Genomic DNA, 26,817 nt, shown 5'->3' on the forward strand with positions numbered 1-26,817 from the left:
GATTATACGCACTTTATCGATCCTCAACAGGCACCCTCAGAGGTTTGCGTCCGGCGGGCAAGCGGCCATAATGGCGACCTCGAATTTCCCCGTCTCTGAAGGATCGCCCGTGAGCCAGTCCCTGATCGCTGCCCTGCAAAACCCGGCCCTCTACCCGCACCCTGTCGAAGGATTTCAGGTCATCGAAACCCACATCTCGTGGGTGATCCTCACCGGCCCCTTTGCCTATAAAGTGAAGAAGCCGGTGAATTTCGGCTTCCTCGACTTCACCGGCCTCGAATCCCGCGCGCATTTCTGCGCCGAAGAGCTGCGTCTCAACCAGCGCCTGACTGAAGATTTGTATCTGGAAGTGTTGCCAGTCACCGGCAGCGTTGAGGCGCCACAACTGGGTGGCGACGGTGCACCGATCGAATACGTGCTGAAAATGCGTCAGTTCCCGCAGACTGGCCTGCTCAGCACCCTGCAAGCCAACGGCGAGCTGACCACCCAGCACATCGATGCGATGGCCGAGCAGATTGCCCGCTTCCACCTCAACGCGCCGAAAGTCCCGACCGAGCACGACGCCGGCACCCCGGACAGCGTAATGGCGCCGGTCGCGCAGAACTTCGACCAGATCCTGCCGTTTCTCAGCGACAAAAACGACCTGCTGCAACTCGAGGCGCTGAAAGCCTGGGCCGAAAGCAGCTTCGAGCGTCTCAAGCCACTGTTCGCCGAGCGCAAGGCCGCGGGTTTTACCCGTGAATGCCACGGTGACATCCACTTGGGCAACGCCACGGTCATCGACGGCAACGTGGTGATCTTCGACTGCATCGAGTTCAACGAGCCGTTCCGTTTCACTGACGTCTGGGCCGACACCGGTTTCCTCGCGATGGACCTGGAAGACCGCGGCCTGAAATCCCTGGCTCGACGTTTCATCAGCCAGTATCTGGAACTGACCGGCGACTATCAGGGCCTGGAAGTGCTGAACTTCTATAAAGCCTACCGCGCGCTGGTCCGCGCCAAGGTCGCGCTGTTCAGCATGCCGGCGGACGCAACCGCCGTGCAGCGCGCCACCACCCTGCGCCAGTACCGCAACTACGCCAACCTGGCGGAAAGCTACAGCACTATTCCTTCGCGCTTCATGGCGATCACCCACGGTGTTTCCGCCGTTGGTAAAAGCCACGTGGCCATGCGCCTGGTCGAGGCACTGGGTGCGATCCGCCTGCGTTCGGACGTCGAGCGCAAGCGCCTGTTCGGCGAGCAGACCGTCACCAACGACGTACAGGCCGGGATTTACAGCGCCGATGCCAGCGCCGCGACCTATGCGCGCCTGCACGAAATCGCCGAAGTGATCCTGCACGCCGGTTTCCCGGTGGTGATCGACGCCACTTACCTGAAACGCGAGCAACGCGACAACGCCGCGAAAATCGCTGAGGCCACCGGCACGCCGTTCCTGATCCTCGATTGCAACGCGCCGCAAGCGGTGATCGAGAGCTGGCTGGCGGTGCGTCAGGCCGACCAGAAGGACCCGTCCGACGCCACCTTGGCGGTGATCGAAGCGCAACAGGCCAATCGCGAAGCGCTGACGCCGGAAGAGATTCTGCGCAGCAAACGCGTGCAGACCAATGAATCCGGCACGCTCGACACCGTGGTCGCGCAGATTCGTCAGCGCCTGCCAGGCCTGTAAGAAACTATTTCGGCCGTGAAGCCCTCGCTCGCTTCACGGCCGTCAAATAGTGGCACTATACTGGCGTCATAAAACCAACAGGTGATCTGACATGAGCCAGCCGAAACTTCTCGATACCCCGCTGTATGCCTTGCTGCACAAAGACGACATCAACGGTTTCAACAAGGAGCGTCCGCAGGACGGCCCGATCGACATGGTCGGCGGCGATTTCCGCGGTCTCGATCTGCGCGAGTTGAATGCCGATGGCGTGAATTTCCGCGACGCGTATTTCCGTTCCGCCGATTTGCGTGGCATCGACTTCCGTAACGCGCAGCTTGAAGGCGCAAGCCTGGCCCACGCGCAAATTTCCGGTGCCTACTTCCCGCCGGAGCTGAGCGCCGACGAAATTCTGATGTCGATGAATTTCGGCACGCGCTTGCGCTATCGCACACGCTGACAGCCCCATTTTCTTGCTGACACCGCGCCATCCACTGTAGGAGTGAGCCTGCTCGCGATAGCGGCTTCACATTCAACAAATAGATTGCCTGCCCGTCCGCTATCGCGAGCAGGCTCACTCCTACATTGATTTGTGTTCCCCCTCCTTTCTGCGCTCGCAGGCCCTTCAAGCACCCTTTCTTAGAAGCATTTGCGTCGAATCCGACCAAACAACCACGCTTTTCCTACTGATGGCTACACTCCTGAGAAGCTCGCCCACGCACCATTCGGCCGTCGCAAGGAGGCTTGATGAATGATGAACTGCAACACCTGAAAAATCTTGGCAAGACGTCGGCGCAATGGCTGCATGCCGTGGGCATCCACAGCGCCTCGGACTTGCGTCGGCTCGGCGCAGTGGACGCCTACCGGGCCGTGCGTACCCGCGGGTTTCGTGCATCGAAGGTGTTGTTGTATGCGATCGAAGGCGCGCTGATGGATGTGCACTGGAACGACATCCCCGCCGAACGCAAGGACGCTCTGAACAAGCAGCTCGAAGCCATTTCCGCGCGTCACAAGAACTGAACGGGCAGCGACCGTCATGTATTTACTGGGCGAACAATCGGCACGTACCGATGCAATGATCAACCGTTTGCAAAGCCTGCCCGTGCAGTGGTTGCGAGATCTCGCACCTTGCGGGCCGGTTTTGCAGGTCGATGCAACGGATGACTTGCTGCCCCTGCTGCCCGCGGAACAGTTGTTTCTGCTGATTGATGGCGTGATCAATGGCTGCATCGGTGCGCGACCGCTGTTTTACTGGCAGGAAGGCGATTTGATTGGTCTGCAGCAGGATGATGTCTGGGCTGATTGTCACTGGTGCTGCGATGCGCCGCTGCGTTTGCAGCCTTACCGCCGCGAGGAGGTGTTTCGGCATCTGTTCGCTGACGCAGGCAGAGCGCAGCAGTTCGTCGAGTATCTGCAGGGCCACCTGGCGATTCTCGCCCACGCCGTAGCGGAGCTGAAACCGCGCGAATTTCGCAGCAGCAACGGTTTCAAACGAGTCGCGGCGGGGGAAATCCTGATCAGGCAGGGTGACGTTGCCGATCATGTGTTTGTGATCATCGACGGGCATGCCGAAGCATTTGTCGACGGGCACAAGGTCGGTGACGTGCCCAGGGACGAGATCTTCGGTGCCATGGCGATCTTCACTGGCGAGCCGCGCAACGCCACGGTAATCGCGCGCGTCTCGAGTACAGTGATGATGATTCCCGGTGATCAGTTTCTGAGCATGACCCGCACCAATCCGAAGATCGCTCACAGCCTGATCGAAAGCATGGCGCGGCGCATCGGGCAATTGAATCGGCAGATCGCCCCCTCCACGGTGGCTGAAGGCCAACGCTGAAGCCCCGAATTCACGCGGTATTCCGGCCATTTACCCGACTAAATCGTAAAAACGGCAAATCAGTGGTTGACGCGCTAATGAGAATCGCTATGATTATCACAACTGGTCGCGAGATCAGTCGATATTCTGAAAAGCCCTTGGTTCGGACTCTCAGATTATCTCCTCATCAGGCTAATCACGGTTATTTGACCCGGTTCTTACCGGGTCTTTTTTTGCCCGCAAAAAAGTCATTTGCCGAACTGTTGACGCATCTGTTCGCAGTAATCCGGCTTGGCCGTAGAAGGCGTGTACCAGACATAATCGGCCATCGCAGCCGTCACCGCGTCGCCCTGTTCGGCCAGTATCAGCACCGTAGACTCCTTGGCCGCGCCCAGATCGAGAACATGCAGCGGCACGCCGGCGTCCTTGCGCGCATGCCACGCGCCAGCCAGAAGGATTGAGGGCGTGGGCGCCGCGAGCAGCCGTTCAGCCATGCGCCGATCGCGCTGTTGCTGAACCGCCAGCATCGCCGGCATTTGCGATTCGGGCAGCAAGCCGCAGTGGGAATCGCTGATCTGTCGCAGCAGTTTGTCCTGCACCGATGCCGCGTTGCTGCGCGCACCGCTCAACGCCGGAGCCTGGCGATAAACAGCACGGATTTCGTTATCGTCGAGATTGGCCGCCAGCAGCGGATGCGGTTGCGAGAGCGCGAAGCGCACGATCGGCCCATAGAGCGCCCAGTCCCAGCCGTCCTGCCAGTCCAGCGCTTTGGCAACAGCGGCGGATTCCGCCATCTGACGCGCGTCAGCCACTTTCGGCTGCTGATCCGGCGTGAGCATTTCGAGCAGCAGACTGCCCTGCTGGCGCTGCTCGCCGAGCGCTTGCAGCAGCCATAACTGCGCAGCGTGGTGATCGGCATTGTCATGCTGCTCACCGATGATCAGTCGCTCGGGCCTCGCGAGACGCCTCACCAGTTGCTCTGCGGTCAGCACTTCACCGGTGTGCAGGTCGCGAATCTCGCCACTGACCGGCGCTGGCGCAACAGCGTGCTGACACCCTGCCAGCAACACCAGCATCAATAACCACAGTCCTCGCATGCACACACCTCGACGATTCAGTCAGCGGGCGATGATCAGCGGATGGCCGCGCTCCGGATGCGGCTGCACCAGCACTTCCAGTCCGAACACCGCTTGCAGTGTATCCGGCTGCAGTACCTGCTCCGGCGTATCCAGGGCCAACGGTCGGCCGTTTTCCAGCAGCAGGATGCGGTCACAGTAACGCGCTGCGAGGTTGAGATCATGCAGGATCACCAGCACTGCAGCGCCGCGATCGGCAAACTCGCGAACCGCCTGCAAGGTGGTGTGTTGATGCAGGGGATCAAGCATCGACGTCGGCTCGTCGAGCAACAGCGTTTGCCCGGCCTGCCCCGGCCAGAGTTGCGCCAGCACCCGCGCCAGATGCACACGCTGACGCTCGCCACCGGACAACGCCAGATAACTGCGCCCGCTCAGATGCCCGGCATCGGCCGCCGCCAACGCCGCGGCGATGATTTCCTCGTCACGCACGCGGCCGCTTTGATAAGGCAAGCGGCCCATGCCCACCACTTCTTCGACCCGGAAGGCAAAGTCCAGCGTCGAAACCTGCGGCAAGACTGCCAAGCGTTGCGCACGCTGGCTTCGCGCCCAGTCATACAACCGCTTGCCATCGAGCAACACCTCGCCCGCGCTGGCGGCCAACTCGCCGCACAACGCGCCGAGCAAAGTGCTTTTGCCCGCACCGTTCGGGCCGAGGACACCGAGCACTTCGCCCGCTTCGAGTTGTAGCGTGACCTCATCGAGCACGGTTTTGCGCCCGCGCTGAATCTGCAGATTGTGCGCACGCAGCATCAGGCCCGCCCTCGCAGCAGCAGATAGAGAAAGAATGGCGCGCCAATGAACGCCGTGACGATACCGATCGGCAATTCCGCCGGCGCCAGCGCCAGCCGCGCCACCAGATCGGCGAGCAATAACAGGCTGCCACCGGCCAGCACCGAGGCCGGCAACAGCACCCGATGGTCCGGCCCGGCCAGCAGTCGCACAAGGTGCGGCACCACCAGCCCGACGAAACCGATCATGCCCGCCGCCGCCACCGCCGCGCCGACACCCAGCGCGGTGCAGAACACCAGTTCACGCTTGAGCCGCTCGACGTCGATACCCAAATGCCCGGCCTCCGACTCGCCGAGCAACAACGCGTTCAAGGCCTTGGCCCGGCGCGGCAGCCACACCGCCACAGCCGCACTGATGATCAGCAACGGCCACAGCCGCGCGTAACTGGCGCCATTGAGGCTGCCGAGGTTCCAGAAAGTCAGCGTGCGCAGGGTCGCGTCATCCGCCAGATAGGTGAACAGGCCGACGGCCGAGCCGGCCAGCGCCGTCAGTGCGATGCCCGCCAGTAACATCGTTGCGACGTGGGTCTGACCGTTGCGCCGACCGAGTCGATAGACCAGCGCCGTTACCCCGAGCCCGCCGAGAAACGCGCACACCGACAGCAGATAGGGTGCAAAACTCTCTGGCACATCGCCAAATACCGCGCCACCGACAATCGCAATCGCCGCCCCGAGCGCCGCGCCACTGGAAACGCCGACCAATCCCGGATCGGCCAGTGGATTGCGAAACAAGCCCTGCATCGCCACGCCGGACAACGCCAGCACGCCGCCCACCGCCAGACCGAGCAAGGTGCGCGGCAGACGAATCTGCCCGAGGATCAGTTCAGCCTGTTCCAGGCCGTCTGGCGCCAGCGGCACGCCCAGCAGGCGCAACGCTGCGCGCAAGGTGTCGAACAGCGGCAAGCTGACCGGCCCCAGCGCCAACGACAACCAGGTCGCCAACAGACACAGCAGCGTCAGGCCGATGAACAGGCCGCGCGGTTTGACCAGTGGGGTCATTGGCCGCCCTTGGCCGGATAAAAACCGTCAGTCAGGGTTTTCAGCGCAGCCGGCAAGCGCGGCCCGAGTCCGCCGACCAGCAGCGTCGGATCCAGCTGCATCACCCGCCCGGCCTTGGCCGCGCGGCTGGAATTGAGAATCGGGTTCTCCTTGAACAGCGCGGTTTTCGCCGCCTCGCCACTCAGCGCGCGGTCGGCGAACACCAGCACTTCGGGATCGAGGCTGGCGAGCGATTCCACCGAAAACGGTTTGTAACCGCTGTGGGTCGCCAGGTTACGCCCGCCTGCCTGTTGCAGCAGCCAATCGGCGGCGGTGTCCTTGCCGGCTATCAGCGGTTTGCCTCCTGCGTGACCGAGCAACAGCAGCACGCCCGGGGCTTTTTGTGCGGTTTGCGCCTGAGCCACCCGCGTCTGTTGCGCATCGAGTTGCTGTTGATAAGTTTGCAGCAGTTGCTTCGCCTGCGCCTCGGCGCCCAGCAACTGGCCCAGATGAGTGAGGTTTTGCGTCAGCGTCGGCAGATCCGCTTGTGCGGAAAACAGCTCCACGCGGACCCTGGCTGCCCTGACCTGAGCCAGCACCGGCGGCGGGCCCATTTCTTCGGTGCCGATGAGAATGTCCGGGCGCAGGCTGAGAATGCCCTCGGCGGAAAGACTGCGCTGATAACCGATGCTCGGCAGCGCTTTGAGCGATTGCGGATGCTGGCTGGTGGTATCGACGCCGACCAGTTTCGCCTCGCCGCCCAGCGCGCTGACCCACTCCGACAGTGCACCGCCGGCGCTGACCCAGCGTTGCGGCAAATCAGCCGCGACCGCGTGATGACTGAACAGCCAGCCGACACACAGCGCAGCAACGCGGATACTCAGGCGCATACACAGCTTCCTTGAACAAGGTTTCCCGGGCATCCGCAGAGCGAGCCAAGTATCCTCGACAACTGCCAGACTCCCTGCGGGAGAGGGTCGCCATTTGATAATTGTTTGCATTTAAACGTCAAGCTCGGACATATCCAGACACGAGCAGACTCTTGAGGATAGCCATGAAGTTTCTCTGCGCTGGCGATGAGCTGGCCGAAGCCAGCAGTCGCGGCTTCGAAATAGACGGCACCAAACTGTTTGCCGTGCGCCGTGGCGGGCAGGTGTATGTCTATCTCAATCGCTGCCCGCACCGTGGCGTCGGGCTGGAATGGCAACCTGACCAGTTTCTCGACCCGAGCAACAGCCTGATCCAGTGCGCCACCCACGGCGCACTGTTTCTGATCGAGGACGGTGAATGCGTCGCCGGTCCATGTGCCGGGCAAGCGCTGACGGCGATTCAATGCCTGGAAGACGCGCAAGGCGTCTGGATCGATGTTTAACCGTTAAGCCGCACATCAAGTCGGCGGTCGATGACCATTTCCTCATGATCCAGGCGCACGCCATAAGCCAGCACCTCCACGCCGCAGGCGATCGCTTCGCGCAACGCCTCGGCATAGGCCGAATCGATTTCCTCGGCCGGGCGCACGGCTTCGATGCCGGTCAGGTTTACGCAATACAGCTGCACCGCACGAATGCCGTCCCGCGCCAGATGCGCCAGCTCGCGCAGGTGCTTGGCACCACGCTGGGTCACAGCATCGGGAAACGCCGCCACCGCCGTCCCGTCGAAACCCAGGGTGACGCTCTTCACTTCGATATAAGCCGGGCCGCTCGGGTATTCGAGGCGAAAGTCGATGCGGCTTTTTTCCTGCCCGTAGGCGACTTCGCGCTTCAACGCGGTAAAGCCGTTCAACTCGGTGATGATCCCGGCCTGCAAGGCTTCTTCGACCAGCCCGTTGGCCCGTGCGGTATTCACACAGAACAAGCGCCCCTGCGGCGTTTCGCCGATCTCCCAGGTGCCGGGCAACTTGCGCTTCGGGTCGTTCGAGCGGCTGAACCAGACCTGCCCGCCCTCGACCTGACAATTAAGCATCGACCCGGTGTTCGGGCAGTGGATGGTCAGCAACTCGCCGCTAACGGTTTCGATGTCAGCGAGAAAACGTTTGTACCGGCGGATCAAGCGCGCTTCTTCAAGCTGTGGATAAAAACGCATCAGCCTTGCCAGCTCTTCAGACCACGGGCAATACGCTCCACCGCTTCCTGTAAGCGATCAAGGTTTTGCGTATAGGCAAAACGCACGTGGTGGCTGGCCTGGTGACGGCCAAAATCCAGACCCGGCGTGAAGGCAACGTGCTCGGTTTCGAGGAAATGCTGGCAGAACGCGAAGGCATCGCCGCCGAACTGGCTGATATCGGCATACAGATAAAACGCCCCTTCAGGCTCGACGGCAATGTTGAAGCCCAGCTCACGCAACGCTGGCAAAAGGTAATCGCGGCGACGGCCGAATTCGGCGCGGCGCTCTTCGAATATCGCGATCGTCGCCGGCTCAAAACAGGCCAGAGCCGCATGCTGCGCCATGCTCGGCGCGCTGATGTAGAGGTTTTGCGCAAGTTTCTCCAGTTCGCTGACCGCTGCGTCCGGCGCGACCAGCCAGCCGAGGCGCCAACCGGTCATGCCGAAATACTTGGAGAAGCTGTTGAGCACGAACGCACCGTCATCCACTTGCAGAACGCTGGCGGCATCGGTGCCGTACGTCAGGCCGTGATAGATCTCGTCCACCACCAAATGACCGTGACGCGCCTTGATGGCGGTGGATAACCCGGCCAGTTCATCGCGCGTCAGAATCGTCCCGGTCGGGTTGGCCGGCGACGCGACCAATGCGCCGACGCTGTCGCGGTCCCAATGCCGCGCGACCAGATCGGGGGTCAGTTGATAACGCACGTCCGGCCCGACCGGGACCAGTTGCGCTGCGCCCTCGACCAGTCGCAGAAAATGCCGGTTACACGGGTAGCCGGGGTCAGCCAGCAGCCAGTGCTTGCCCGGATCGACCAGCAACGCACTGGCCAGCAGCAGCGCACCGGAGCCGCCCGGGGTGATCAGAATCCTCCGCGGGTCGATGTTCAGCCCGTACCGCGATTGATAGAACCCGGCGATTGCCTCACGCAACTCAGGAATCCCGCGCGCCGCGGTGTAGCGGGTCTTGCCCGCCGTCAGCGCCGCTTGCCCCGCACGGATGATCGGCTCGGCGGTAGTGAAGTCCGGCTCGCCGATCTCGAGATGGATCACGTCGTGCCCGGCGGCCTGCAATTCATTGGCCCGCGCCAGCAGCGCCATCACATGAAACGGTTCGATCGCACGACTGCGCGCACTGTAGGGGGCCATTGAAATGCCTTCGACGGGAAAAAAGAGACGATTCTACCTGTCTGCCGGAACGAGCGAGAAGCCGTGAAGGTCACAGCCTCAAGAACGCTGGACTGTAACGATCTGAACGTACGCTCCAGGATTGACTAAAATCAGTGATTGAACAGGTCTCCATTCCCACAGACACGGCTTGCCCAACATCTGCAAGCGCCACCCGCCGGGGGCTCGACATCCGGGAGTAGCGCAGGCTGATTTGATCTGGTAAGTTCGCCCGCTTGCAGCCGCAGGGCCGGCAGGTGTCGGTGATGGAGCAATCCTGCGCAATGGATTACAAGAGTAGAGGCGGTCCATTTCATGCCCACCCAAGCAAAGCAACAGCAGCAATCGACGATCAGCGGCTTCGAACCTTACGTTCCGCAGCCGGGCGAAGAGTACATGGGCGCCCCGATGCGCGCGCACTTCACCAAGATCCTGAACAAGTGGAAACAGGACCTGATGCAGGAAGTCGACCGTACGGTTGATCACATGAAAGACGAAGCGGCCAACTTCCCTGACCCGGCCGACCGTGCCAGCCAGGAAGAAGAATTCGCTCTTGAACTGCGCGCCCGCGACCGCGAGCGCAAGCTGATCAAGAAGATCGACAAGACGCTTGAGCTGATTCAGGACGAAGAATACGGCTGGTGCGAATCCTGCGGCATCGAGATCGGCGTCAAGCGCCTCGAAGCCCGCCCGACGGCGGATCTGTGCATCGACTGCAAGACCCTGGCGGAAATCAAGGAAAAACAGGTCGGCAAGTGATTGCGACCTGAACGAAAAACGGAGCGTGCGAACGCTCCGTTTTTGTTTCTGCCTTTTGCTTCTGCCTTTGTTTTTTGTAGGAGTGAGCCTGCTCGCGATAGCGATGGATCAGTCAATATTTTTGTTGAATGTCACACCGCTATCGCGAGCAGGCGAAGGCCTACAGGTTGACCTGCATATTCCCTGAAAAGTAGCTTCGCTTTCATGACTGCCAACCCCCCCGCCTACATCGGCCGCTTCGCCCCGACCCCCAGTGGCCACTTGCACTTCGGTTCGCTGGTCGCCGCCCTCGCCTCTTACCTGGACGCGCGTTCGGTCGGCGGGCGCTGGCTGGTGCGCATGGAAGATCTTGATCCACCGCGCGAAGAACCCGGTGCGCAAGCGGCGATTCTCAAGGCGCTGGAGAGTTACGGTTTCGAATGGGACGGCGAGATGGTGCGTCAGAGCGATCGCCACGACGCCTACGCCGAAGTGCTCAACAGCCTGTTCAATCATGGTTTGGCCTACGCCTGCACGTGTTCGCGCAAACAGCTCGAACCGTACAAGGGCATTTATCCGGGCTTTTGTCGCAATGCCGGTCATGATCAACAGGACGCGGCGATCCGCCTGCGTGTGCCGGAGCTGGAATATCACTTCATCGACCGCGTGCAGGGCGAGTATCGCCAGCACCTGGGCCGGGATGTCGGCGATTTCGTGATTCGTCGTCGCGACGGGCTCTACGCCTATCAACTGGCGGTGGTGCTGGATGACGCCTGGCAAGGCATCACCGACATCGTGCGCGGCGCCGACCTGCTCGACTCGACGCCGCGCCAGTTGTATCTGCAGGAATTGCTCGGCCTGCGTCAGCCACGCTACCTGCACCTGCCGCTGATCACCCAGCCGGACGGCAACAAACTCGGCAAGTCCTACCGCTCGCCGCCGCTTGCGGCCGATCAGGCCACACCGTTATTGCTGCGAGCCCTGCGCGCGTTGGGACAGAACCCCGGCGCTGAACTCGCCCACGCGTCGCCGCGTGAACTGCTCGACTGGGGCCGCGCGCACTGGGATGCCACGCAGATCCCGCGCACACTGACCCTGCCCGAGGCGCAACTGCAATGACGCCCCTTGCAGTCACGCGCCCATCCGTTACCATCGCCGCACGTTTTCGGGCACGCGCATAAAAAAGAGAGGCCGGGATGTACATCTATCGCTTGGTCCTGCTTTTAGTCGTGGGGATCTATCTGTTTTCCCCCGCCATCATGGATTGGTGGATCGACGCTACGGGCGCCTGGTATCGCCCCTATCTGCTCTGGCTGATCCTGATTGTCGTGACCTTCATCCTGCAGAGCCAAAAAGATGCCGATGAGCTTTAGCCTGACCCAGATGATCCTGGTCAGCGCCGCGTACCTGGCGGCACTGTTTGGCGTTGCCTGGGTCAGCGAACGGGGCATGATCCCGCGCGCGATCATTCGCCACCCGCTGACCTACACCTTGTCGCTGGGGGTCTACGCCAGTGCCTGGGCGTTCTACGGCACGGTCGGCCTCGCCTATCAATACGGCTACGGCTTTCTCTCGAGTTACCTGGGCGTGTCCGGTGCGTTTCTGCTGGCGCCGGTGCTGCTTTATCCGATCCTGAAAATCACCCGCACTTATCAACTGTCGTCGCTGGCGGACCTGTTCGCGTTTCGTTTTCGCAGCACCTGGGCCGGTGCGCTGACCACGATTTTCATGCTGATCGGCGTGCTGCCGCTGCTGGCCCTGCAGATTCAGGCCGTGGCCGATTCGATCGGTATTCTTACCGGCGAGCCGATCCAGAGTCGCGTGGCGCTGGCGTTCTGCGCGCTGATCATCCTGTTCACAATCTTCTTCGGCTCGCGCCACATCGCTACTCGCGAGAAACACGAAGGGCTGGTATTTGCGATTGCCTTTGAATCGGTGATCAAACTGGTCGCCCTCGGCGGCGTTGGCCTGTACGCGCTGTACGGTGTGTTCGACGGGCCGCAACAGCTTGAACTGTGGCTGTTGCAAAATCAGACCGCCCTCGCCGCGCTGCACACGCCGTTGCAGGAAGGGCCGTGGCGCACGCTGCTGCTGGTGTTCTTCGCTTCGGCGATCGTGATGCCGCACATGTACCACATGACTTTTACCGAAAACCTCAACCCGCGCTCGCTGGTGAGCGCCAGTTGGGGTTTGCCGCTGTTTCTGCTGCTGATGAGCCTGGCGGTGCCGCTGATTCTCTGGGCCGGACTGAAACTCGGCGCCACGACCAATCCGGAATATTTCACCCTCGGCATCGGTATCGCCGCCAACAGCAAACCGCTGGCGTTGCTCGCCTATGTCGGCGGGCTGTCGGCGGCCAGCGGGCTGATCATCGTCACCACGCTGGCGCTGTCGGGCATGGCGCTGAACCATTTGGTGCTGCCGCTCTATCAGCCACCGGCCGAAGGCAATATCTACCGCTGGCTGAAGTGGACCCGCCGGGCGCTGATCGTCGCGATCATCATGGCCGGTTTCGGCTTTTACCTGATGCTCGGTGCCGAGCAGGATCTGGCCAACCTCGGCATCGTCGCGTTTGTCGCGACCCTGCAATTCTTGCCGGGAGTGCTGTCGGTGCTGTACTGGCCGACCGCCAATCGTCGCGGGTTTATCGCCGGTCTGCTGGCGGGGATTCTGGTGTGGGTGGTGACCATGCTGTTGCCGCTGGTCGGCAATCTGCAGGGTTTCTACATTCCACTGTTGAACATGATCTACGTGCTCGACGACACCAGTTGGCACATGGCGGCGATCGCCTCGCTGGCCGCCAACGTGTTGATGTTCACCCTGATTTCACTGTTCACCAACGCCAGCCCTGAAGAAGCCAGCGCCGCTGAAGCCTGCGCAGTGGATAACGTGCGTCGACCACAACGCCGCGAACTGCACGCCGCCTCACCACAGGAATTCGCCACGCAACTGGCGAAACCGCTGGGTGCCAAGGCCGCGCAGAAAGAAGTCGAGCAAGCGTTGCGTGACCTGTATCTGCCATTCGACGAGCGCCGCCCGTACGCCTTGCGCCGTTTGCGCGACCGCATCGAGGCCAACCTGTCCGGGCTGATGGGGCCGAGCGTCGCCCAGGACATGGTCGAAACCTTCCTGCCGTACAAGGCCGGCGGCGAAAACTACGTCACCGAAGACATCCATTTCATCGAAAGCCGCCTCGAGGATTACCACTCGCGCCTCACCGGGCTCGCCGCTGAACTCGATGCGCTGCGCCGCTATCACCGCCAGACCTTGCAGGAACTGCCGATGGGCGTCTGCTCGCTGGCCAAGGATCAGGAGATCCTGATGTGGAACAAGGCCATGGAAGAACTCACCGGGATTGCCGCGCAGCGTGTCGTCGGCTCGCGCTTGAGTACCATTGGCGAGCCGTGGAAAGATCTGCTGCAGGGCTTCATCAATCTGCCCGATGAGCATTTGCACAAACAGCACCTGACCCTCGATGGCCAGACCCGCTGGTTGAACCTGCACAAAGCGGCGATCGATGAACCGCTGGCGCCAGGCAACAGTGGCTTGGTATTGCTGGTCGAAGATCTGACCGAAACACAAATGCTTGAAGACAAACTGGTGCATTCCGAACGTCTGGCCAGCATCGGTCGGCTGGCGGCGGGCGTAGCCCACGAAATCGGCAACCCGATCACCGGCATCGCCTGCCTGGCGCAGAATCTGCGCGAGGAACGCGAAGACGACGGCGAACTGACGGAAATCAGCGGGCAGATTCTCGAACAGACCAAACGCGTCTCGCGCATCGTTCAGTCGCTGATGAGTTTCGCCCATGCCGGCAGCCATCAGCACAGCGATGAGCCGGTTTGCCTGGCCGAAGTGGCGCAGGATGCGATTGGCCTGCTGGCGCTGAACCGACGCAATTTCGAGGTGCAGTTCTATAACCTGTGCGACCCCGAGCACTGGGTCGAAGGCGATCCGCAGCGGCTCGCCCAGGTCTTGATCAACCTGCTCTCCAACGCCCGCGACGCCTCGCCGCCGCACAGTGCGGTACGGGTCAAGAGCGAAGCCGGCGAACACACGGTCGACCTGATCGTCGAAGACGAAGGCAGCGGTATTCCGAAGAACATCATGGACCGATTGTTCGAACCTTTTTTCACCACCAAGGATCCTGGCGAAGGCACCGGTCTGGGCCTTGCACTGGTCTATTCCATCGTTGAAGAGCATTATGGACAAATCACCATCGACAGCCCGGCTGATGTAAACAGCCAGCGCGGCACCCGTATCCGGGTGACATTGCCGCGTCATGTCGAAGCGACGTCCGCTGTGAACTGAGACCGTCGAGAGTATCGAATCAATGCCGCACATTTTGATCGTCGAAGACGAAACAATTATCCGCTCCGCCTTGCGCCGCCTGCTGGAACGCAACCAGTACCAGGTCAGCGAAGCCGGTTCAGTGCAGGAAGCACAAGAACGCTTCACCATTCCTACGTTCGATCTGATCGTCAGCGATCTGCGCCTGCCGGGCGCGCCGGGTACCGAGCTGATCAAGCTTGGCCAGGGCACGCCGGTGCTGATCATGACCAGTTACGCCAGCCTGCGCTCGGCGGTCGACTCGATGAAGATGGGCGCGGTCGATTACATCGCCAAGCCTTTCGACCACGATGAAATGCTGCAAGCCGTGGCCCGCATCCTGCGTGATCGTCAGTCGGCACCGGCTGCCGCTGAAACCGCCTCGAGCAAGCCTGCCACTGGCAACGGCAAAGCTTCTGTGGATAACAGCAACGGTGAAATCGGCATCATCGGTTCGTGCCCGCCGATGCAGGATCTGTACAGCAAGATCCGCAAAGTCGCGCCGACCGATTCCAATGTGCTGATCCAGGGCGAGTCCGGTACCGGCAAGGAACTGGTCGCCCGCGCCCTGCACAACCTGTCGAAGCGCGCCAAGGCGCCGATGATTTCGGTGAACTGCGCGGCCATTCCGGAAAGCCTGATCGAGTCCGAGCTGTTCGGCCACGAGAAAGGCGCGTTCACCGGCGCCAGCGCCGGGCGTGCCGGTCTGGTCGAAGCGGCCGACGGCGGCACGCTGTTTCTCGACGAGATCGGCGAACTGCCGCTGGAAGCCCAGGCTCGCCTGCTGCGTGTGTTGCAGGAAGGCGAGATCCGCCGGGTCGGCTCGGTGCAGTCGCAGAAAGTCGACGTGCGCCTGATCGCCGCGACCCACCGCGACCTCAAGAGCCTGGCGAAAATCGGCCAGTTCCGTGAAGACCTCTATTACCGTCTGCACGTGATCGCCCTGAAACTCCCGGCCCTGCGCGAGCGCGGTGCCGACGTCAACGAAATTGCCAATGCTTTCCTTGCCCGCCAGAGCGCGCGCATCAACCGTACCGACCTGAAGTTTGCCGCCGATGCCGAACAGGCCATCCGGCATTATTCCTGGCCGGGTAACGTGCGCGAGCTGGAGAACGCGGTCGAGCGCGCGGTGATTCTCAGTGAAAGCCCGGAGATTTCGGCCGACCTGCTGGGCATCGATATCGAGCTGAGCGATCTGGAAGACGACGAGTTCATCGGTCTGCCGCCGCAAACCGGCGGTAGCGCCAGCAACAGCAGCCATGAGCCGACCGAGGATCTGTCACTGGAAGACTACTTCCAGCACTTCGTCCTCGAGCATCAGGACCACATGACCGAGACCGAACTGGCGCGCAAACTGGGCGTGAGTCGCAAATGCCTGTGGGAACGCCGTCAGCGTCTGGGCATCCCACGACGCAAGACCGGGGTAGCAAGCGAGAGCTGAACGTTACCTGTCGCGTGCGCGGGTAACGCATGACATTGTGAAAAAACTGTTACCGCAGTCGATTCACGTAACAGAAGCCGGGGTTATCGGTAACGAAACCCCGGCTTTTTTTCGCCCCTGCAAAACGGCTAAATCGCCCTAACCCCTTGTTTTACTGGGGTTCTCAAAAGTTGGCACGCACCCTGCTATATGTTTGGTACAAGAACAATAACAAGCAATGTACAAGACAATAAAAATAAGACGAATCGACTCACGCACAATAAAAACAAGACGGCGAGAGGCGCAGCTAACTGATTCTTTTGGAGAGGCGTTGTATTTGGGGCTTGCCCCACGACCAGGCCGAGAACAACAAAAACTGTCCTAAGACAGAGCCTGTACTGGTTGGATCGACAGATCACTGCAATTCAGCGACCAAAGCAATCCGTTTGCTCTTGGCTCCCGATTGGGAGGGTCACGAAGGAAACACTTCGTGGCGAGGGCACTCAACAAAAACAAGAAGCCCGAATCAATAATAAAAAGAGCACGCAACTACTTCTTGGGGAGCTTCGGCTCCCCTTGTAGTTTCTTCCCCGCGCAAATCCCCCCTGCTTTGCCTCGCTCGACCCTTGCAGCTTGCGGCTTACAGCTCATATCTGCGGTGTCCTACACCATCCCTCGACTAAATGCTAGAATCTGCGCCCATCATGCGGTCATTCTTTGGTATGGCCGAACATTCCTTCAAACAGTGCATCCCATGCTGAAGAAGCTGTTCCAGTCATTCCGAACTCCCGTGCGTCGTACGCAACACATCCGCAGCACCCCTGAAGTGCTCAACAGCGGTCAACATTCGCTGCAGAAAACGCAATTCAGCCGCTATGCGGTGAATATCGTCGAACGCCTGCAAGGTGCCGGTTACCAGGCGTATCTGGTCGGCGGTTGCGTGCGCGACATGCTGCTGGGCATCACGCCCAAGGATTTCGACGTCGCCACCAGCGCCACGCCCGAGCAAGTGCGTGCCGAATTCCGCAATGCGCGGATCATCGGCCGGCGTTTCAAGCTGGTGCACATCCATTTCGGTCGCGAAATCATTGAAGTCGCGACCTTCCGCGCCAACCACCCGGTCAACGAAGACGACGAAGACAGCAACCAGTCTTCGCGCAACGAGAGCGGGCGTATTCTGCGTGACAACGTTTACGGCACCCTGGAAGAAGACGCGCAACGCCGCGACTTCACCATCAACGCCCTGTATTACGATCCGGTCAGCGAGCGCATCCTCGACTACGCCAACGGCGTACACGACATCCGCAATCACCTGATCCGTCTGATCGGTGACCCGAAGCAGCGTTATCAGGAAGACCCGGTGCGCATGCTGCGCGCGGTGCGTTTTGCCGCCAAGCTCAATTTCGGCATCGAAAAGCACACGGTGCAGCCGATCCGCGAACTGGCGCCGATGCTGCGCGAGATTCCTTCGGCGCGGCTGTTCGAAGAAGTGCTCAAGCTGTTCCTCTCGGGTCACGGCGCGATCACCTTCGAAATGCTCGTCGATCTGCAACTGTTCGCCCCGCTGTTCCCGGCCAGTGCCGACGCGCTGGAATACAACCCGGAATATACGCACACGCTGATCAGCGAAGCCCTGACCAACACCGACCTGCGCATCAAGCAGAACAAACCGGTGACTCCGGCGTTCCTGTTTGCCGCCCTGCTCTGGCCGGCCCTGCCGGCGCGCGTGTTGCGCTTGCAGGAACGTGGCATGCCGCCGATCCCGGCGATGCAGGAAGCCGCCCATGAGCTGATCGCCGAGCAGTGCCAGCGCATCGCGATTCCGAAACGCTTCACCATGCCGATCCGCGAAATCTGGGACATGCAGGAACGCCTGCCACGGCGCAGCGGCAAACGCGCCGACCTGCTGCTGGACAACCCGCGTTTCCGTGCCGGATACGACTTCCTGCTGCTGCGTGAAAGCGCTGGCGAGGAAACCGACGGCCTCGGCGAATGGTGGACCGACTACCAGGACGCCAACGACAGCGAACGTCGCGACATGATCCGTGACCTCGGCGGCAAGAGTGACGACGCCAGCGGGGCACCACGCAAGCGTCGTCGCAGCAGCGGCGCCAAGCGCAAACGCGCCGGTGCACCGAGCGCTACAGGCGAGTAAAGGCATGGAACGCGTTTACATCGGCATGGGCAGCAATCTGGCTGACCCGGCCGAACAGTTGCGCAGCGCCGTCACGGCGCTGGGGCAATTGCCGCACACCCGTCTTGTCGGCGTTTCCGCCTTCTATCAAAGCGACTCGCTGCTGCCGGGCCAACCGCGTTACACCAACGCGGTCACCGCGCTCGACACGACTCTCGCGCCGCTGACGCTGCTCGATGCCTTGCAGGCAATCGAGAACGACCAGGGCCGCGAACGCCTGGAACGCTGGGGCCCGCGCACGCTGGATCTGGATATCCTGTTGTTTGGCGATCGCCTGATCGACGAGCCACGATTGAAAGTCCCGCATTATCAGATGCAGGAACGTGCGTTCGTGCTGTATCCGCTGGCTGAACTGGCACCGCAGGATCTGCGCCTGGCCGATGGTCGCAACCTTGCCGAGCTGCTGGCGGCATGCCCGTTCGTCGGTCTGGAACGCGTTCAGCACACTTGACGCATCTCCCTTGTAGGAGTGAGCCTGCTCGCGATAGCGGTGGGTCAGTCACGGAAATGTTGATTGACCCACCGCTATCGCGAGCAGGCTCACTCCTACAGTTGATCGCATCATATTCACAATTCTTGTCCGACAAAAAATCCTCGAATCAGTCCCGCCGCGCCGCTGAATCGCATCAGTAACGCCGGTAACACCGCGCGCGTAACAATGCGGTAACACACGCAATTGACTTCCGCTTGGCTCCTCACGACTATAGGCGTCCCGCTGCCGCCAACCCGGCACATACGGGCGCAATCCAGGCCTTATAAGCACGACAAAAGAGCGTGCGCCTGAGTAGATGACGAATCACGCGCGTTACTCGCTGTAGTTTCCAGAGCGCCTGAACGAGGATTTTTACATGCCAGCCATTACCCTGACCACGCTCCAGAGCCTCAAGCAGAAAGGTGAAAAGATCACCATGCTGACCTGCTATGACGCGACCTTCGCCCACGCCTGCAACCAGGCCGGTGTCGAAGTGCTGCTGGTGGGCGACTCCCTCGGCATGGTCCTGCAAGGTCACGACAGTACTTTGCCGGTGACCACCGCAGAAATGGCCTATCACACCGCCTGCGTCAAACGCGGCAACAGCGACGCGCTGATCCTGGCCGATCTGCCTTTCATGGCCAATGCCACCCTCGAACAGACCCTGAGCAACAGCGCCACGCTGATGCAGGCCGGTGCGCACATGGTCAAGGTCGAAGGCGCGTTGTGGCTGGCCGAGTCGATCCGCCTGCTCGCCGAACGTGGTGTGCCGGTCTGCGCGCACATGGGGCTGACCCCGCAAGCGGTGAACATTCTCGGTGGCTATAAAGTGCAGGGTCGCAACGAGAACCAGGCGCGGCAGATGCGCGCCGATGCGATCTCCCTGGAGCAGGCCGGTGCAGCGATGCTGCTGCTTGAATGCGTGCCCAGCGAACTGGCCGCGGAGATCAGCCAAGCGGTGAAGATTCCGGTCATTGGTATCGGTGCCGGTAACGCCACGGATGGTCAGGTTCTGGTGCTGCACGACATGCTCGGCCTGTCGATCACCGGTCGCGTGCCGAAATTCGTCAAGAACTTCATGCACGGCCAGGACAGCATCCAGTCCGCGCTGAAGGCTTACGTCAGCGAAGTCAAAGCCACCACGTTCCCTGGCATCGAACACGGATTCTCCGCATGAACACCGTCAAAACCGTACGCGAACTGCGCGCCGCCGTCGCCCGCGCGCGCAGCGAAGGCAAGCGCATCGGCTTCGTGCCGACCATGGGCAACCTGCACAGCGGCCACGTCGCGCTGGTGACCAAAGCCACGCAACGGGTGGATTTCGTCGTCGCGAGCATTTTCGTCAACCCGCTGCAATTCGGCGCCGGCGAAGACCTCGACAAATACCCGCGCACGCTGGCGGCCGATCAGGAAAAACTGCTCGAAGCAGGCTGCTCGCTGCTGTTCGCCCCGACCGTCGAAGAAATGTACCCCGACGGCATGGCCGGGCAGACCCGCGTCAGCGTCCCGCAATTGTCCGAAGGCCTGTGTGGTGCCAGCCGTCCCGGGCACTTCGAAGGTGTGGCAACCGTCGTCAGCAAACTGTTCAACATGGTCCAGCCGGACCTGGCGATTTTCGGCCAGAAGGATTATCAGCAACTGGCGGTGATCCGCGCACTGGTGCATGACCTGAACATGCCGATCCAGATCATCGGCGAGCCGACCGTACGCGCCGCCGATGGTCTGGCGCTGTCTTCGCGCAACGGCTTCCTCAGTGATGAACAACGTGCGGTGGCTCCGGCGGTGTATCGCTCGCTGAGCAGCATTGCCGAATCGATCAAGCAAGGTAACCGGGATTTCCCGGCGCTGATCAGCGCGCAGTTGCAAGCGCTTGAAGCGGCCGGCCTGCGCCCGGATTATCTGGAGATCCGCCACGGTTTGACCCTGCGTCCGGCAACGGCTGAGGATCGCGATCTGGTGATTCTGGTGGCGGCGTTTCTGGGCACCACGCGGTTGATCGATAACCTGCATTTGAATCTCGATAGCCCCGCTTAAAACCACCGCCCCCTCCCCGTAGGAGTGAGCCTGCTCGCGATAGCGGTGTGTCAGTCAGCATCAGTGTTGAATGACACACCGCTATCGCAAGCAGGCGAAGGCCTACAGTGTTTTTCAGCGTCATGAAGATTGCATTCCAGCCATATTGCCGCCCCCAAAGCCTTCGGGCACACTGCCCGCCGTTCGATTCCAACCCGGGAAACCCCAATGCACGCGATCATGCTCAAGGCCAAACTGCACCGCGCCGAAGTCACCCATGCGGTGCTCGATTACGAAGGTTCGTGCGCCATCGATGGCGAATGGCTGGACCTGTCCGGCATTCGTGAATACGAGCAGATCCAGATTTACAACGTCGACAACGGCGAGCGTTTCACCACCTACGCGATTCGTGGCGAAGAAGGCTCGCGGATGATTTCAGTCAACGGCGCCGCGGCGCACAAGGCCAGCGTCGGTGATCGCGTAATCATCTGCGCTTACGCCCATTACAGCGAAGCCGAACTGGTCAATTTCAAGCCGCGCATGCTTTACATGGCGCCCGGCAACGAGCTGAGCCACACCAGCAACGCCATCCCCGTTCAGCTCGCCTGAACCACCGCAGCGCCCGCTCCTCCTCCGTTTGTCGGCCAAATCCCTGTTCGGATGTTAAAAAAGTACAGGGATCTGGTCAGACAAAGTCAAGACAGATCGCAGCGCGAGGTTTACTGTATTCGCCCTGTGTCCGCAAATCGTGTCGATGCAGTCGATCCCGCCTCCCAACAGCGGCGTGCCGGGTCTGTTCAGTGTTCAAAAGGCCGTTCAAGTAAAAAGGAAAACCGCAGCGATGGCGTACTACCGCACTCCTCATGACGTTACCGCTCTGCCTGCCTGGCAAGCGTTGAAAGATCACCGCCAAGCCATGCAGGATTTCAGCATGCGCGAGGCCTTCAACGCCGATCCGCAGCGCTTCAATCAGTTCACCCTCAGCAGCTGCGGACTGTTTCTCGATTATTCAAAGAATTTGATCAACGCCGAGACCCGCAATCTGCTGGTGGGTCTGGCCAATGAAGTCGACCTCAAGGGCGCGATCAAAGCGCTGTTCGACGGCGAAATCGTCAACGCCTCCGAAGGCCGCCCGGCGCTGCATACCGCTCTGCGCCGTCCGGTTGGCGACAAGCTGTCGGTCAATGGCGTCAACGTGATGCCGGACGTCCATAAAGTGCTCAACCAGATCACCGATCTGGTCGGCCGCATCCATGACGGTCTGTGGCGCGGTTACACCGAGAAGCCGATCACCGACGTGGTCAACATCGGCATCGGTGGCTCGTTCCTCGGCCCGGAGCTGGTTTCTGAAGCGCTGCTGTCGTACGCGCAGAAAGGCGTGCGCTGCCACTATCTGGCGAACATCGATGGCAGTGAGTTCCACGAGCTGACGCAAAAACTGCGCGCCGAAACCACGCTGTTCATTGTTTCGTCGAAATCCTTCAACACCCTCGAAACCCTGAAGAACGCTCAGGCCGCACGCGCCTGGTACCTGGCTCAGGGCGGCTCGGAAGCCGAGCTGTATCGTCACTTCATCGCCGTTTCGAGCAACAACGCTGCAGCAGTGGCATTTGGCATCCGCGAAGAGAACATCTTCCCGATGTGGGACTGGGTCGGCGGCCGTTACTCGCTGTGGTCGGCCATCGGTCTGCCAATCGCCCTGGCCATCGGCATGTCCAACTTCAAGGAACTGCTGTCCGGTGCCTACACCATGGACCAGCATTTCCAGACCGCGCCGTTCGAACAGAACATGCCGGTGCTGCTGGCCCTGCTTGGCGTGTGGTATGGCAACTTCTGGGGCGCGCAAAGTCACGCGATCCTGCCGTACGATCACTACCTGCGCAACATCACCAAGCACTTGCAACAGCTGGACATGGAATCCAATGGCAAGAGCGTGCGCCAGGACGGCACCTCGGTGTCGACCGATACCGGTCCGGTGATCTGGGGTGGCGTCGGCTGCAACGGTCAACACGCCTATCACCAGTTGCTGCACCAGGGCACCCAGTTGATCCCGGCCGACTTCATCGTGCCGATCGTCAGCTTCAACCCGGTCGCCGATCACCACCAGTGGCTGTACGCCAACTGCCTGTCGCAGAGCCAGGCGCTGATGCTCGGCAAGACCCAGCCGGAAGCCGAAGCCGAGCTGCGCGACAAAGGCATGAGCGAAGAAGACGTGCGCAAACTCGCGCCGCACAAGGTGATTCCAGGCAACCGTCCGAGCAACACGCTGGTGGTCGAACGCATCAGCCCGCGTCGCCTCGGCGCGCTGGTGGCGATGTATGAACACAAGGTGTTCGTGCAAAGCGTGGTCTGGGGCATCAACGCCTTCGACCAGTGGGGCGTGGAGCTGGGCAAGGAACTGGGCAAAGGCGTCTACAACCGCCTGGTCGGCAGCGACGAAAGCGTGGCTGACGATGCCTCGACTCAAGGCCTGATCAACTACTTCCGTGGTCGTCACCGCGGTTGATTTGATGGTCTGGCAGTAACCCTGTGGGAGCCAGCCTGCTGGCGATAGCGATCTGTCATTCAGCCGATGTGCTGTCTGACTTGACGCCATCGCCAGCAGGCTGGCTCCCACAGTTGTTTTGTCGATGACTTGAACCTCCGGGTCTCTCGGCGCATCTTTATCCTTGTCGCACCACAAGAATAAGGAACCGTCATGTTCGATATCAGTACGTTCCCCAAAGCCGATGCCGTGCGCCGGGCTGCTCAGTTGAGTCAGGACGATTATCGGCGTCTGTACCGCGAATCCATTGAACACCCCGACACCTTCTGGGCCGAACAGGCCACACGCTTTCTCGACTGGAGCACGCCGTGGCAGACCGTGCAGCACTACGATCTGCAAACCGGTGAAGCCGCCTGGTTTGCCGGGGGCAAACTGAACGTCAGTTACAACTGCATCGACCGTCACCTCGCAGAACGCGGTGAACAGACCGCGCTGCTCTGGGAAGGCGACGACCCTGCCGAATCAGCGCAGATCACCTACAAAAAACTTCACCATCACGTTTGCCGACTGGCTAATGTGCTGAAAAGCCGTGGGGTGAAAAAAGGCGACCGGGTGTGCATCTACATGCCAATGATCCCGGAAGCGGCTTACGCCATGCTCGCTTGCGCACGGATCGGTGCCATCCATTCGGTGGTGTTTGGCGGTTTCTCCCCCGACTCTTTGCGTGACCGTATTCTCGATGCTGATTGCCGCACGGTGATCACCGCTGATGAAGGCGTGCGCGGCGGCAAGTACGTGCCGTTGAAACACAATGTCGACAAAGCCCTGCAAAATTGCCCCGACGTCAGCACCGTGGTGGTGGTCGAGCGCACCCAGGGCAAGGTCGATTGGGCCGAGGGCCGTGACGTCTGGTATCACCAGGCCGTACGCGAAGTCAGCGACGACTGCCCACCGGAACCGATGGACGCCGAAGACCCGCTGTTCATCCTCTACACCTCCGGCAGCACCGGCAAACCCAAAGGCGTTCTGCACACCACCGGCGGTTATTTGCTGCAAGCGGCGATGACCTTCAAATACGTGCTCGACTACCGTGACGGCGAAGTGTTCTGGTGCACCGCCGATGTCGGCTGGGTCACCGGCCACAGTTACATTGTCTACGGCCCCCTGGCCAACGGCGCGACCACACTGATGTTCGAAGGCGTGCCGAGTTACCCGAGCAGTTCGCGATTCTGGCAGGTCATCGATAAACACCAGGTCAACATTTTCTATACTGCGCCGACCGCCCTGCGCGCATTGATGCGCGAAGGTGCCGGACCGTTGAAGGAAACTTCGCGGCAGAGCCTCAGATTACTCGGCAGCGTCGGCGAGCCGATCAACCCGGAAGCGTGGGAATGGTATTTCAACGTGGTTGGCGAACAGCGTTGCCCGATCGTCGACACATGGTGGCAGACCGAAACCGGCGGCATCATGCTCAGCCCACTCGTCAGCGCCCAACGCATCAAACCGGGTTGCGCCACGCAGCCAATGTTCGGCGTGCAGCCGGTATTGCTCGATGAACATGGCAAGGAAATCCACGGCGCCGGCAGCGGCGTGCTGGCGATCAAGTCCAGCTGGCCAGCGCAGATCCGCAACGTTTACGGCGACCCGCAACGCATGGTCGACACCTACTTCAAACCCTACCCCGGCTATTACTTCAGTGGCGACGGCGCTCGCCGCGATGAGGATGGCGATTACTGGATCACTGGGCGCATTGACGACGTGATCAACGTTTCCGGGCATCGCATCGGCACCGCTGAAATCGAAAGCGCACTGGTGCTGCACGACAGCATCGTCGAGGCAGCCGTGGTGGGTTACCCGCACGACGTCAAAGGCCAGGGCATCTATGCCTTTGTCACGCCCATGGACGGCACCGAAGCGAACGACAATCTGAAAAAGGATCTGCTGGCGCACGTCAGCAAGGAAATCGGCAGCTTCGCCAAACCGGACCTGATCCAGTGGGCGCCAGCCCTTCCGAAAACCCGTTCGGGCAAAATCATGCGGCGGATCCTGCGCAAGATTGCCTGCAATGAGCTCGACAGCCTGGGCGACACCTCTACATTGGCTGACCCGGGCGTGGTGCAGACATTGGTCGATAAACGGCTCAACGGTTGAGAGCTGCAAGTTGCAATCTGCAAGCTGCAAGCTGCAAGCTGCAAGCTGCAAGCTGCAAGCTGCAAGCTGCAAGCTGCAAGCTCAAGCGGTCCGCATTGGCTTGCAGCTTGCCGCTCGCCGCTTGAAGCTAGTAGCTGCTAGACTTCGCGTTTTTTCAGCAAGGCGCCCGCATGTCTTCCTTGAATCAGGCGCTGCGCGCCGCCCTCGATCAACGCCAGGACCTGCTCGCTGAGCTGCACAGCCAAGGCACCGATTGCTATCGCCTGTTCCACGGCAGCCAGGAAGGCGCCGGCGGCCTGACCATCGACCGCTACGGCCCGCAACTGCTGGTGCAGAGTTTCCACCAGACGCTGGAGCGCGACGACCTGCTGCAACTGCACGCTATGGTCAACCAGACGCTGGGCTTTGAATCCCTGCTGGTCTACAACGACCGTTCACGGGGCAACTCGCGCATCGATCGCGAAGACCACGTTTATAAAGCTGACGAGGCCGCGCTGGCAGATCTGGTCGGTCACGAGTGGGGCCTCAACTACCGCGTGCGCGGGCGCCACGCCGGGCAGGATCCGCTGCTGTTTCTCGATCTGCGCAACACCCGCGGCTGGGTCAAGGAGCACGCCAAAGGCAAATCCGTGCTTAATCTGTTCGCCTACACCTGCGGCGTGGGGCTGAGCGCTGCCGCTGGCGGCGCGAGTGAGGTGTGCAACCTGGATTTCGCTGAAGGCAATCTGGCGGTCGGTCGCGAAAACGGCCTGCTCAACCCACAGCTGGCTGAAATGCAATTCATCCAGTCCGATTATTTCCCGGCGATTCGCCAACTCGCCGGCCTGCCGATCAGCCAGCGGCGCGGCCAAAAACTGCCGAGCTATCAGCGCCTTGAACAACGTCAATACGATCTGGTGCTGCTCGACCCACCGGCCTGGGCGAAAAGCGCATTCGGCACCGTCGACCTGCTGCGCGACTATCAAAGCCTGCTCAAGCCTGCACTGCTGACCACCGCCGACAATGGCGTGCTGATCTGCTGCAACAATCTGGCGAAGGTCAGCATGGACGACTGGCGCGAACAGGTGTTGCGCTGCGCCGAGAAGGCGGGGAGGCCGGTGCGCGAATGGAGCGTGATGACCCCTGGCGCCGATTTCCCCTCGATGGATCAGCAACCGCCGTTGAAGACGCTGATTCTGCAGCTCTGACGCCTTCCTCTATAAACGCCCCCTCCCTGTAGGAGTGAGCCTGCTCGCGATAGCGGTCTGTCAATACCAGTATTACTGAATGACACACCGCTATCGCGAGCAGGCTCACCCCTACAGTAGGGATTTTTTCCTACAGAAAAATCTGAACAATCCTGTCCCACATCAAGCGCTTCGGAACCAGATTCGCGTGCCATACTCC

General features: G+C 60.9%; 24 protein-coding genes. 18 read left to right on the top strand and 6 right to left on the bottom strand.

The features are described 5' to 3' along the window. The first annotated feature begins 109 nt into the window (after positions 1-109). The 4 genes from BLU52_RS20440 (at position 110) to BLU52_RS20455 (ending at position 3,479) form a co-directional block, all read left to right on the top strand. Positions 110-1,666, top strand: coding sequence for a bifunctional aminoglycoside phosphotransferase/ATP-binding protein (locus BLU52_RS20440; RefSeq protein WP_090286315.1), 1,557 nt, complete (start codon positions 110-112; stop codon positions 1,664-1,666). A 91-nt stretch (positions 1,667-1,757) separates the two neighbouring features. Then, positions 1,758-2,102 (top strand): pentapeptide repeat-containing protein, encoded by a 345-nt coding sequence (locus BLU52_RS20445; protein ID WP_090286317.1) that lies wholly within the window; start codon positions 1,758-1,760, stop codon positions 2,100-2,102. 287 nt (positions 2,103-2,389) lie between these two features. Next, positions 2,390-2,662, top strand: a complete 273-nt coding sequence (locus tag BLU52_RS20450; protein WP_016773175.1) for a TfoX/Sxy family protein — start codon at positions 2,390-2,392, stop codon at positions 2,660-2,662. Between the two features lie 16 nt (positions 2,663-2,678). Continuing rightward, positions 2,679-3,479 (top strand): Crp/Fnr family transcriptional regulator, encoded by an 801-nt coding sequence (locus BLU52_RS20455; RefSeq protein WP_090286319.1) that lies wholly within the window; start codon positions 2,679-2,681, stop codon positions 3,477-3,479. A 227-nt stretch (positions 3,480-3,706) separates the two neighbouring features. On the opposite strand, the gene BLU52_RS20460 is transcribed toward BLU52_RS20455, so the two are convergent. Genes BLU52_RS20460 through BLU52_RS20475 form a run of 4 tightly spaced genes read right to left on the bottom strand, consistent with a single transcriptional unit; the run spans position 3,707 to position 7,250 of the window. Further along, a complete protein-coding gene (locus tag BLU52_RS20460; RefSeq protein WP_090286321.1) occupies positions 3,707-4,555 on the bottom strand; it encodes a ChaN family lipoprotein in 849 nt (282 codons plus the stop codon). A 21-nt stretch (positions 4,556-4,576) separates the two neighbouring features. After that, positions 4,577-5,344, bottom strand: a complete 768-nt coding sequence (locus tag BLU52_RS20465) for a heme ABC transporter ATP-binding protein (RefSeq protein ID WP_090286323.1) — start codon at positions 5,342-5,344, stop codon at positions 4,577-4,579. Beyond that, complete coding sequence (locus BLU52_RS20470; RefSeq protein WP_167359938.1) at positions 5,344-6,327, bottom strand: FecCD family ABC transporter permease; 984 nt, start codon at positions 6,325-6,327, stop codon at positions 5,344-5,346. The genes BLU52_RS20465 and BLU52_RS20470 overlap by 1 nt, the downstream gene beginning before the upstream one ends. A 50-nt stretch (positions 6,328-6,377) precedes the next feature. Next, the gene (locus BLU52_RS20475; RefSeq protein WP_090286327.1) at positions 6,378-7,250 is read right to left on the bottom strand and encodes a heme/hemin ABC transporter substrate-binding protein; all 873 of its coding nucleotides are present in this window, start codon (positions 7,248-7,250) and stop codon (positions 6,378-6,380) included. Positions 7,251-7,414: 164 nt separating this feature from the next. Here BLU52_RS20475 and BLU52_RS20480 point away from each other — a divergent pair, with 164 nt between their 5' ends. Beyond that, entirely contained in the window at positions 7,415-7,732 is a 318-nt protein-coding gene (locus BLU52_RS20480) for a Rieske (2Fe-2S) protein (RefSeq protein WP_090286329.1), read from the top strand. Here the strand turns inward: BLU52_RS20480 and sfsA are convergent. Together sfsA and BLU52_RS20490 are read right to left on the bottom strand one after the other, a co-directional pair. Beyond that, complete coding sequence (sfsA, locus tag BLU52_RS20485; protein WP_090286331.1) at positions 7,729-8,442, bottom strand: DNA/RNA nuclease SfsA; 714 nt, start codon at positions 8,440-8,442, stop codon at positions 7,729-7,731. The two genes, BLU52_RS20480 and sfsA, sit on opposite strands and share 4 nt — an antisense overlap. Then, the gene (locus BLU52_RS20490; RefSeq protein WP_090286335.1) at positions 8,442-9,611 is read right to left on the bottom strand and encodes a pyridoxal phosphate-dependent aminotransferase; all 1,170 of its coding nucleotides are present in this window, start codon (positions 9,609-9,611) and stop codon (positions 8,442-8,444) included. The genes sfsA and BLU52_RS20490 overlap by 1 nt, the downstream gene beginning before the upstream one ends. 333 nt (positions 9,612-9,944) lie before the next feature. Between BLU52_RS20490 and dksA the strand changes: the two genes are divergently transcribed. The 13 genes from dksA (at position 9,945) to BLU52_RS20555 (ending at position 26,618) form a co-directional block, all read left to right on the top strand. Further along, entirely contained in the window at positions 9,945-10,388 is a 444-nt protein-coding gene (gene dksA, locus BLU52_RS20495) for an RNA polymerase-binding protein DksA (protein ID WP_090286337.1), read from the top strand. Between the two features lie 204 nt (positions 10,389-10,592). Next, positions 10,593-11,486 (top strand): tRNA glutamyl-Q(34) synthetase GluQRS, encoded by an 894-nt coding sequence (gluQRS, locus tag BLU52_RS20500; protein WP_090286339.1) that lies wholly within the window; start codon positions 10,593-10,595, stop codon positions 11,484-11,486. A gap of 77 nt (positions 11,487-11,563) precedes the next feature. Continuing rightward, complete coding sequence (locus BLU52_RS20505; RefSeq protein ID WP_003176118.1) at positions 11,564-11,740, top strand: hypothetical protein; 177 nt, start codon at positions 11,564-11,566, stop codon at positions 11,738-11,740. Beyond that, on the top strand, positions 11,724-14,678 hold the full coding sequence (locus BLU52_RS20510; protein ID WP_167359909.1) for a sensor histidine kinase: 2,955 nt from the start codon (positions 11,724-11,726) through the stop codon (positions 14,676-14,678). The genes BLU52_RS20505 and BLU52_RS20510 overlap by 17 nt, the downstream gene beginning before the upstream one ends. Positions 14,679-14,700: 22 nt before the next feature. Beyond that, positions 14,701-16,137, top strand: coding sequence for a sigma-54-dependent transcriptional regulator (locus tag BLU52_RS20515; protein WP_090286344.1), 1,437 nt, complete (start codon positions 14,701-14,703; stop codon positions 16,135-16,137). A 733-nt stretch (positions 16,138-16,870) separates the two neighbouring features. Next, a complete protein-coding gene (locus BLU52_RS20520) occupies positions 16,871-18,271 on the top strand; it encodes a polynucleotide adenylyltransferase PcnB (RefSeq protein WP_090286346.1) in 1,401 nt (466 codons plus the stop codon). Positions 18,272-18,275: 4 nt separating this feature from the next. Then, the gene (gene folK / locus BLU52_RS20525; protein ID WP_090286348.1) at positions 18,276-18,761 is read left to right on the top strand and encodes a 2-amino-4-hydroxy-6-hydroxymethyldihydropteridine diphosphokinase; all 486 of its coding nucleotides are present in this window, start codon (positions 18,276-18,278) and stop codon (positions 18,759-18,761) included. A gap of 397 nt (positions 18,762-19,158) precedes the next feature. After that, entirely contained in the window at positions 19,159-19,959 is an 801-nt protein-coding gene (panB, locus tag BLU52_RS20530) for a 3-methyl-2-oxobutanoate hydroxymethyltransferase (protein WP_090286350.1), read from the top strand. Continuing rightward, positions 19,956-20,816 carry a pantoate--beta-alanine ligase gene (gene panC / locus BLU52_RS20535; protein WP_090286352.1) on the top strand — a complete coding sequence of 287 codons (861 nt, stop codon included), beginning with the start codon at positions 19,956-19,958 and terminating at the stop codon, positions 20,814-20,816. Before panB ends, panC begins: the two co-directional genes overlap by 4 nt. Before the next feature lie 207 nt (positions 20,817-21,023). Beyond that, positions 21,024-21,404 (top strand): aspartate 1-decarboxylase, encoded by a 381-nt coding sequence (gene panD, locus BLU52_RS20540; protein ID WP_090286354.1) that lies wholly within the window; start codon positions 21,024-21,026, stop codon positions 21,402-21,404. A 232-nt stretch (positions 21,405-21,636) separates the two neighbouring features. Beyond that, positions 21,637-23,301 carry a glucose-6-phosphate isomerase gene (gene pgi / locus BLU52_RS20545; protein ID WP_090286356.1) on the top strand — a complete coding sequence of 555 codons (1,665 nt, stop codon included), beginning with the start codon at positions 21,637-21,639 and terminating at the stop codon, positions 23,299-23,301. A 192-nt stretch (positions 23,302-23,493) separates the two neighbouring features. Then, a complete protein-coding gene (acs, locus tag BLU52_RS20550; protein WP_090286358.1) occupies positions 23,494-25,431 on the top strand; it encodes an acetate--CoA ligase in 1,938 nt (645 codons plus the stop codon). A gap of 170 nt (positions 25,432-25,601) precedes the next feature. Then, on the top strand, positions 25,602-26,618 hold the full coding sequence (locus BLU52_RS20555) for a class I SAM-dependent rRNA methyltransferase (protein WP_090286360.1): 1,017 nt from the start codon (positions 25,602-25,604) through the stop codon (positions 26,616-26,618). Positions 26,619-26,817: the final 199 nt, after the last annotated feature.

The organism is Pseudomonas granadensis (assembly GCF_900105485.1).
GTDB lineage: Bacteria > Pseudomonadota > Gammaproteobacteria > Pseudomonadales > Pseudomonadaceae > Aquipseudomonas > Aquipseudomonas granadensis.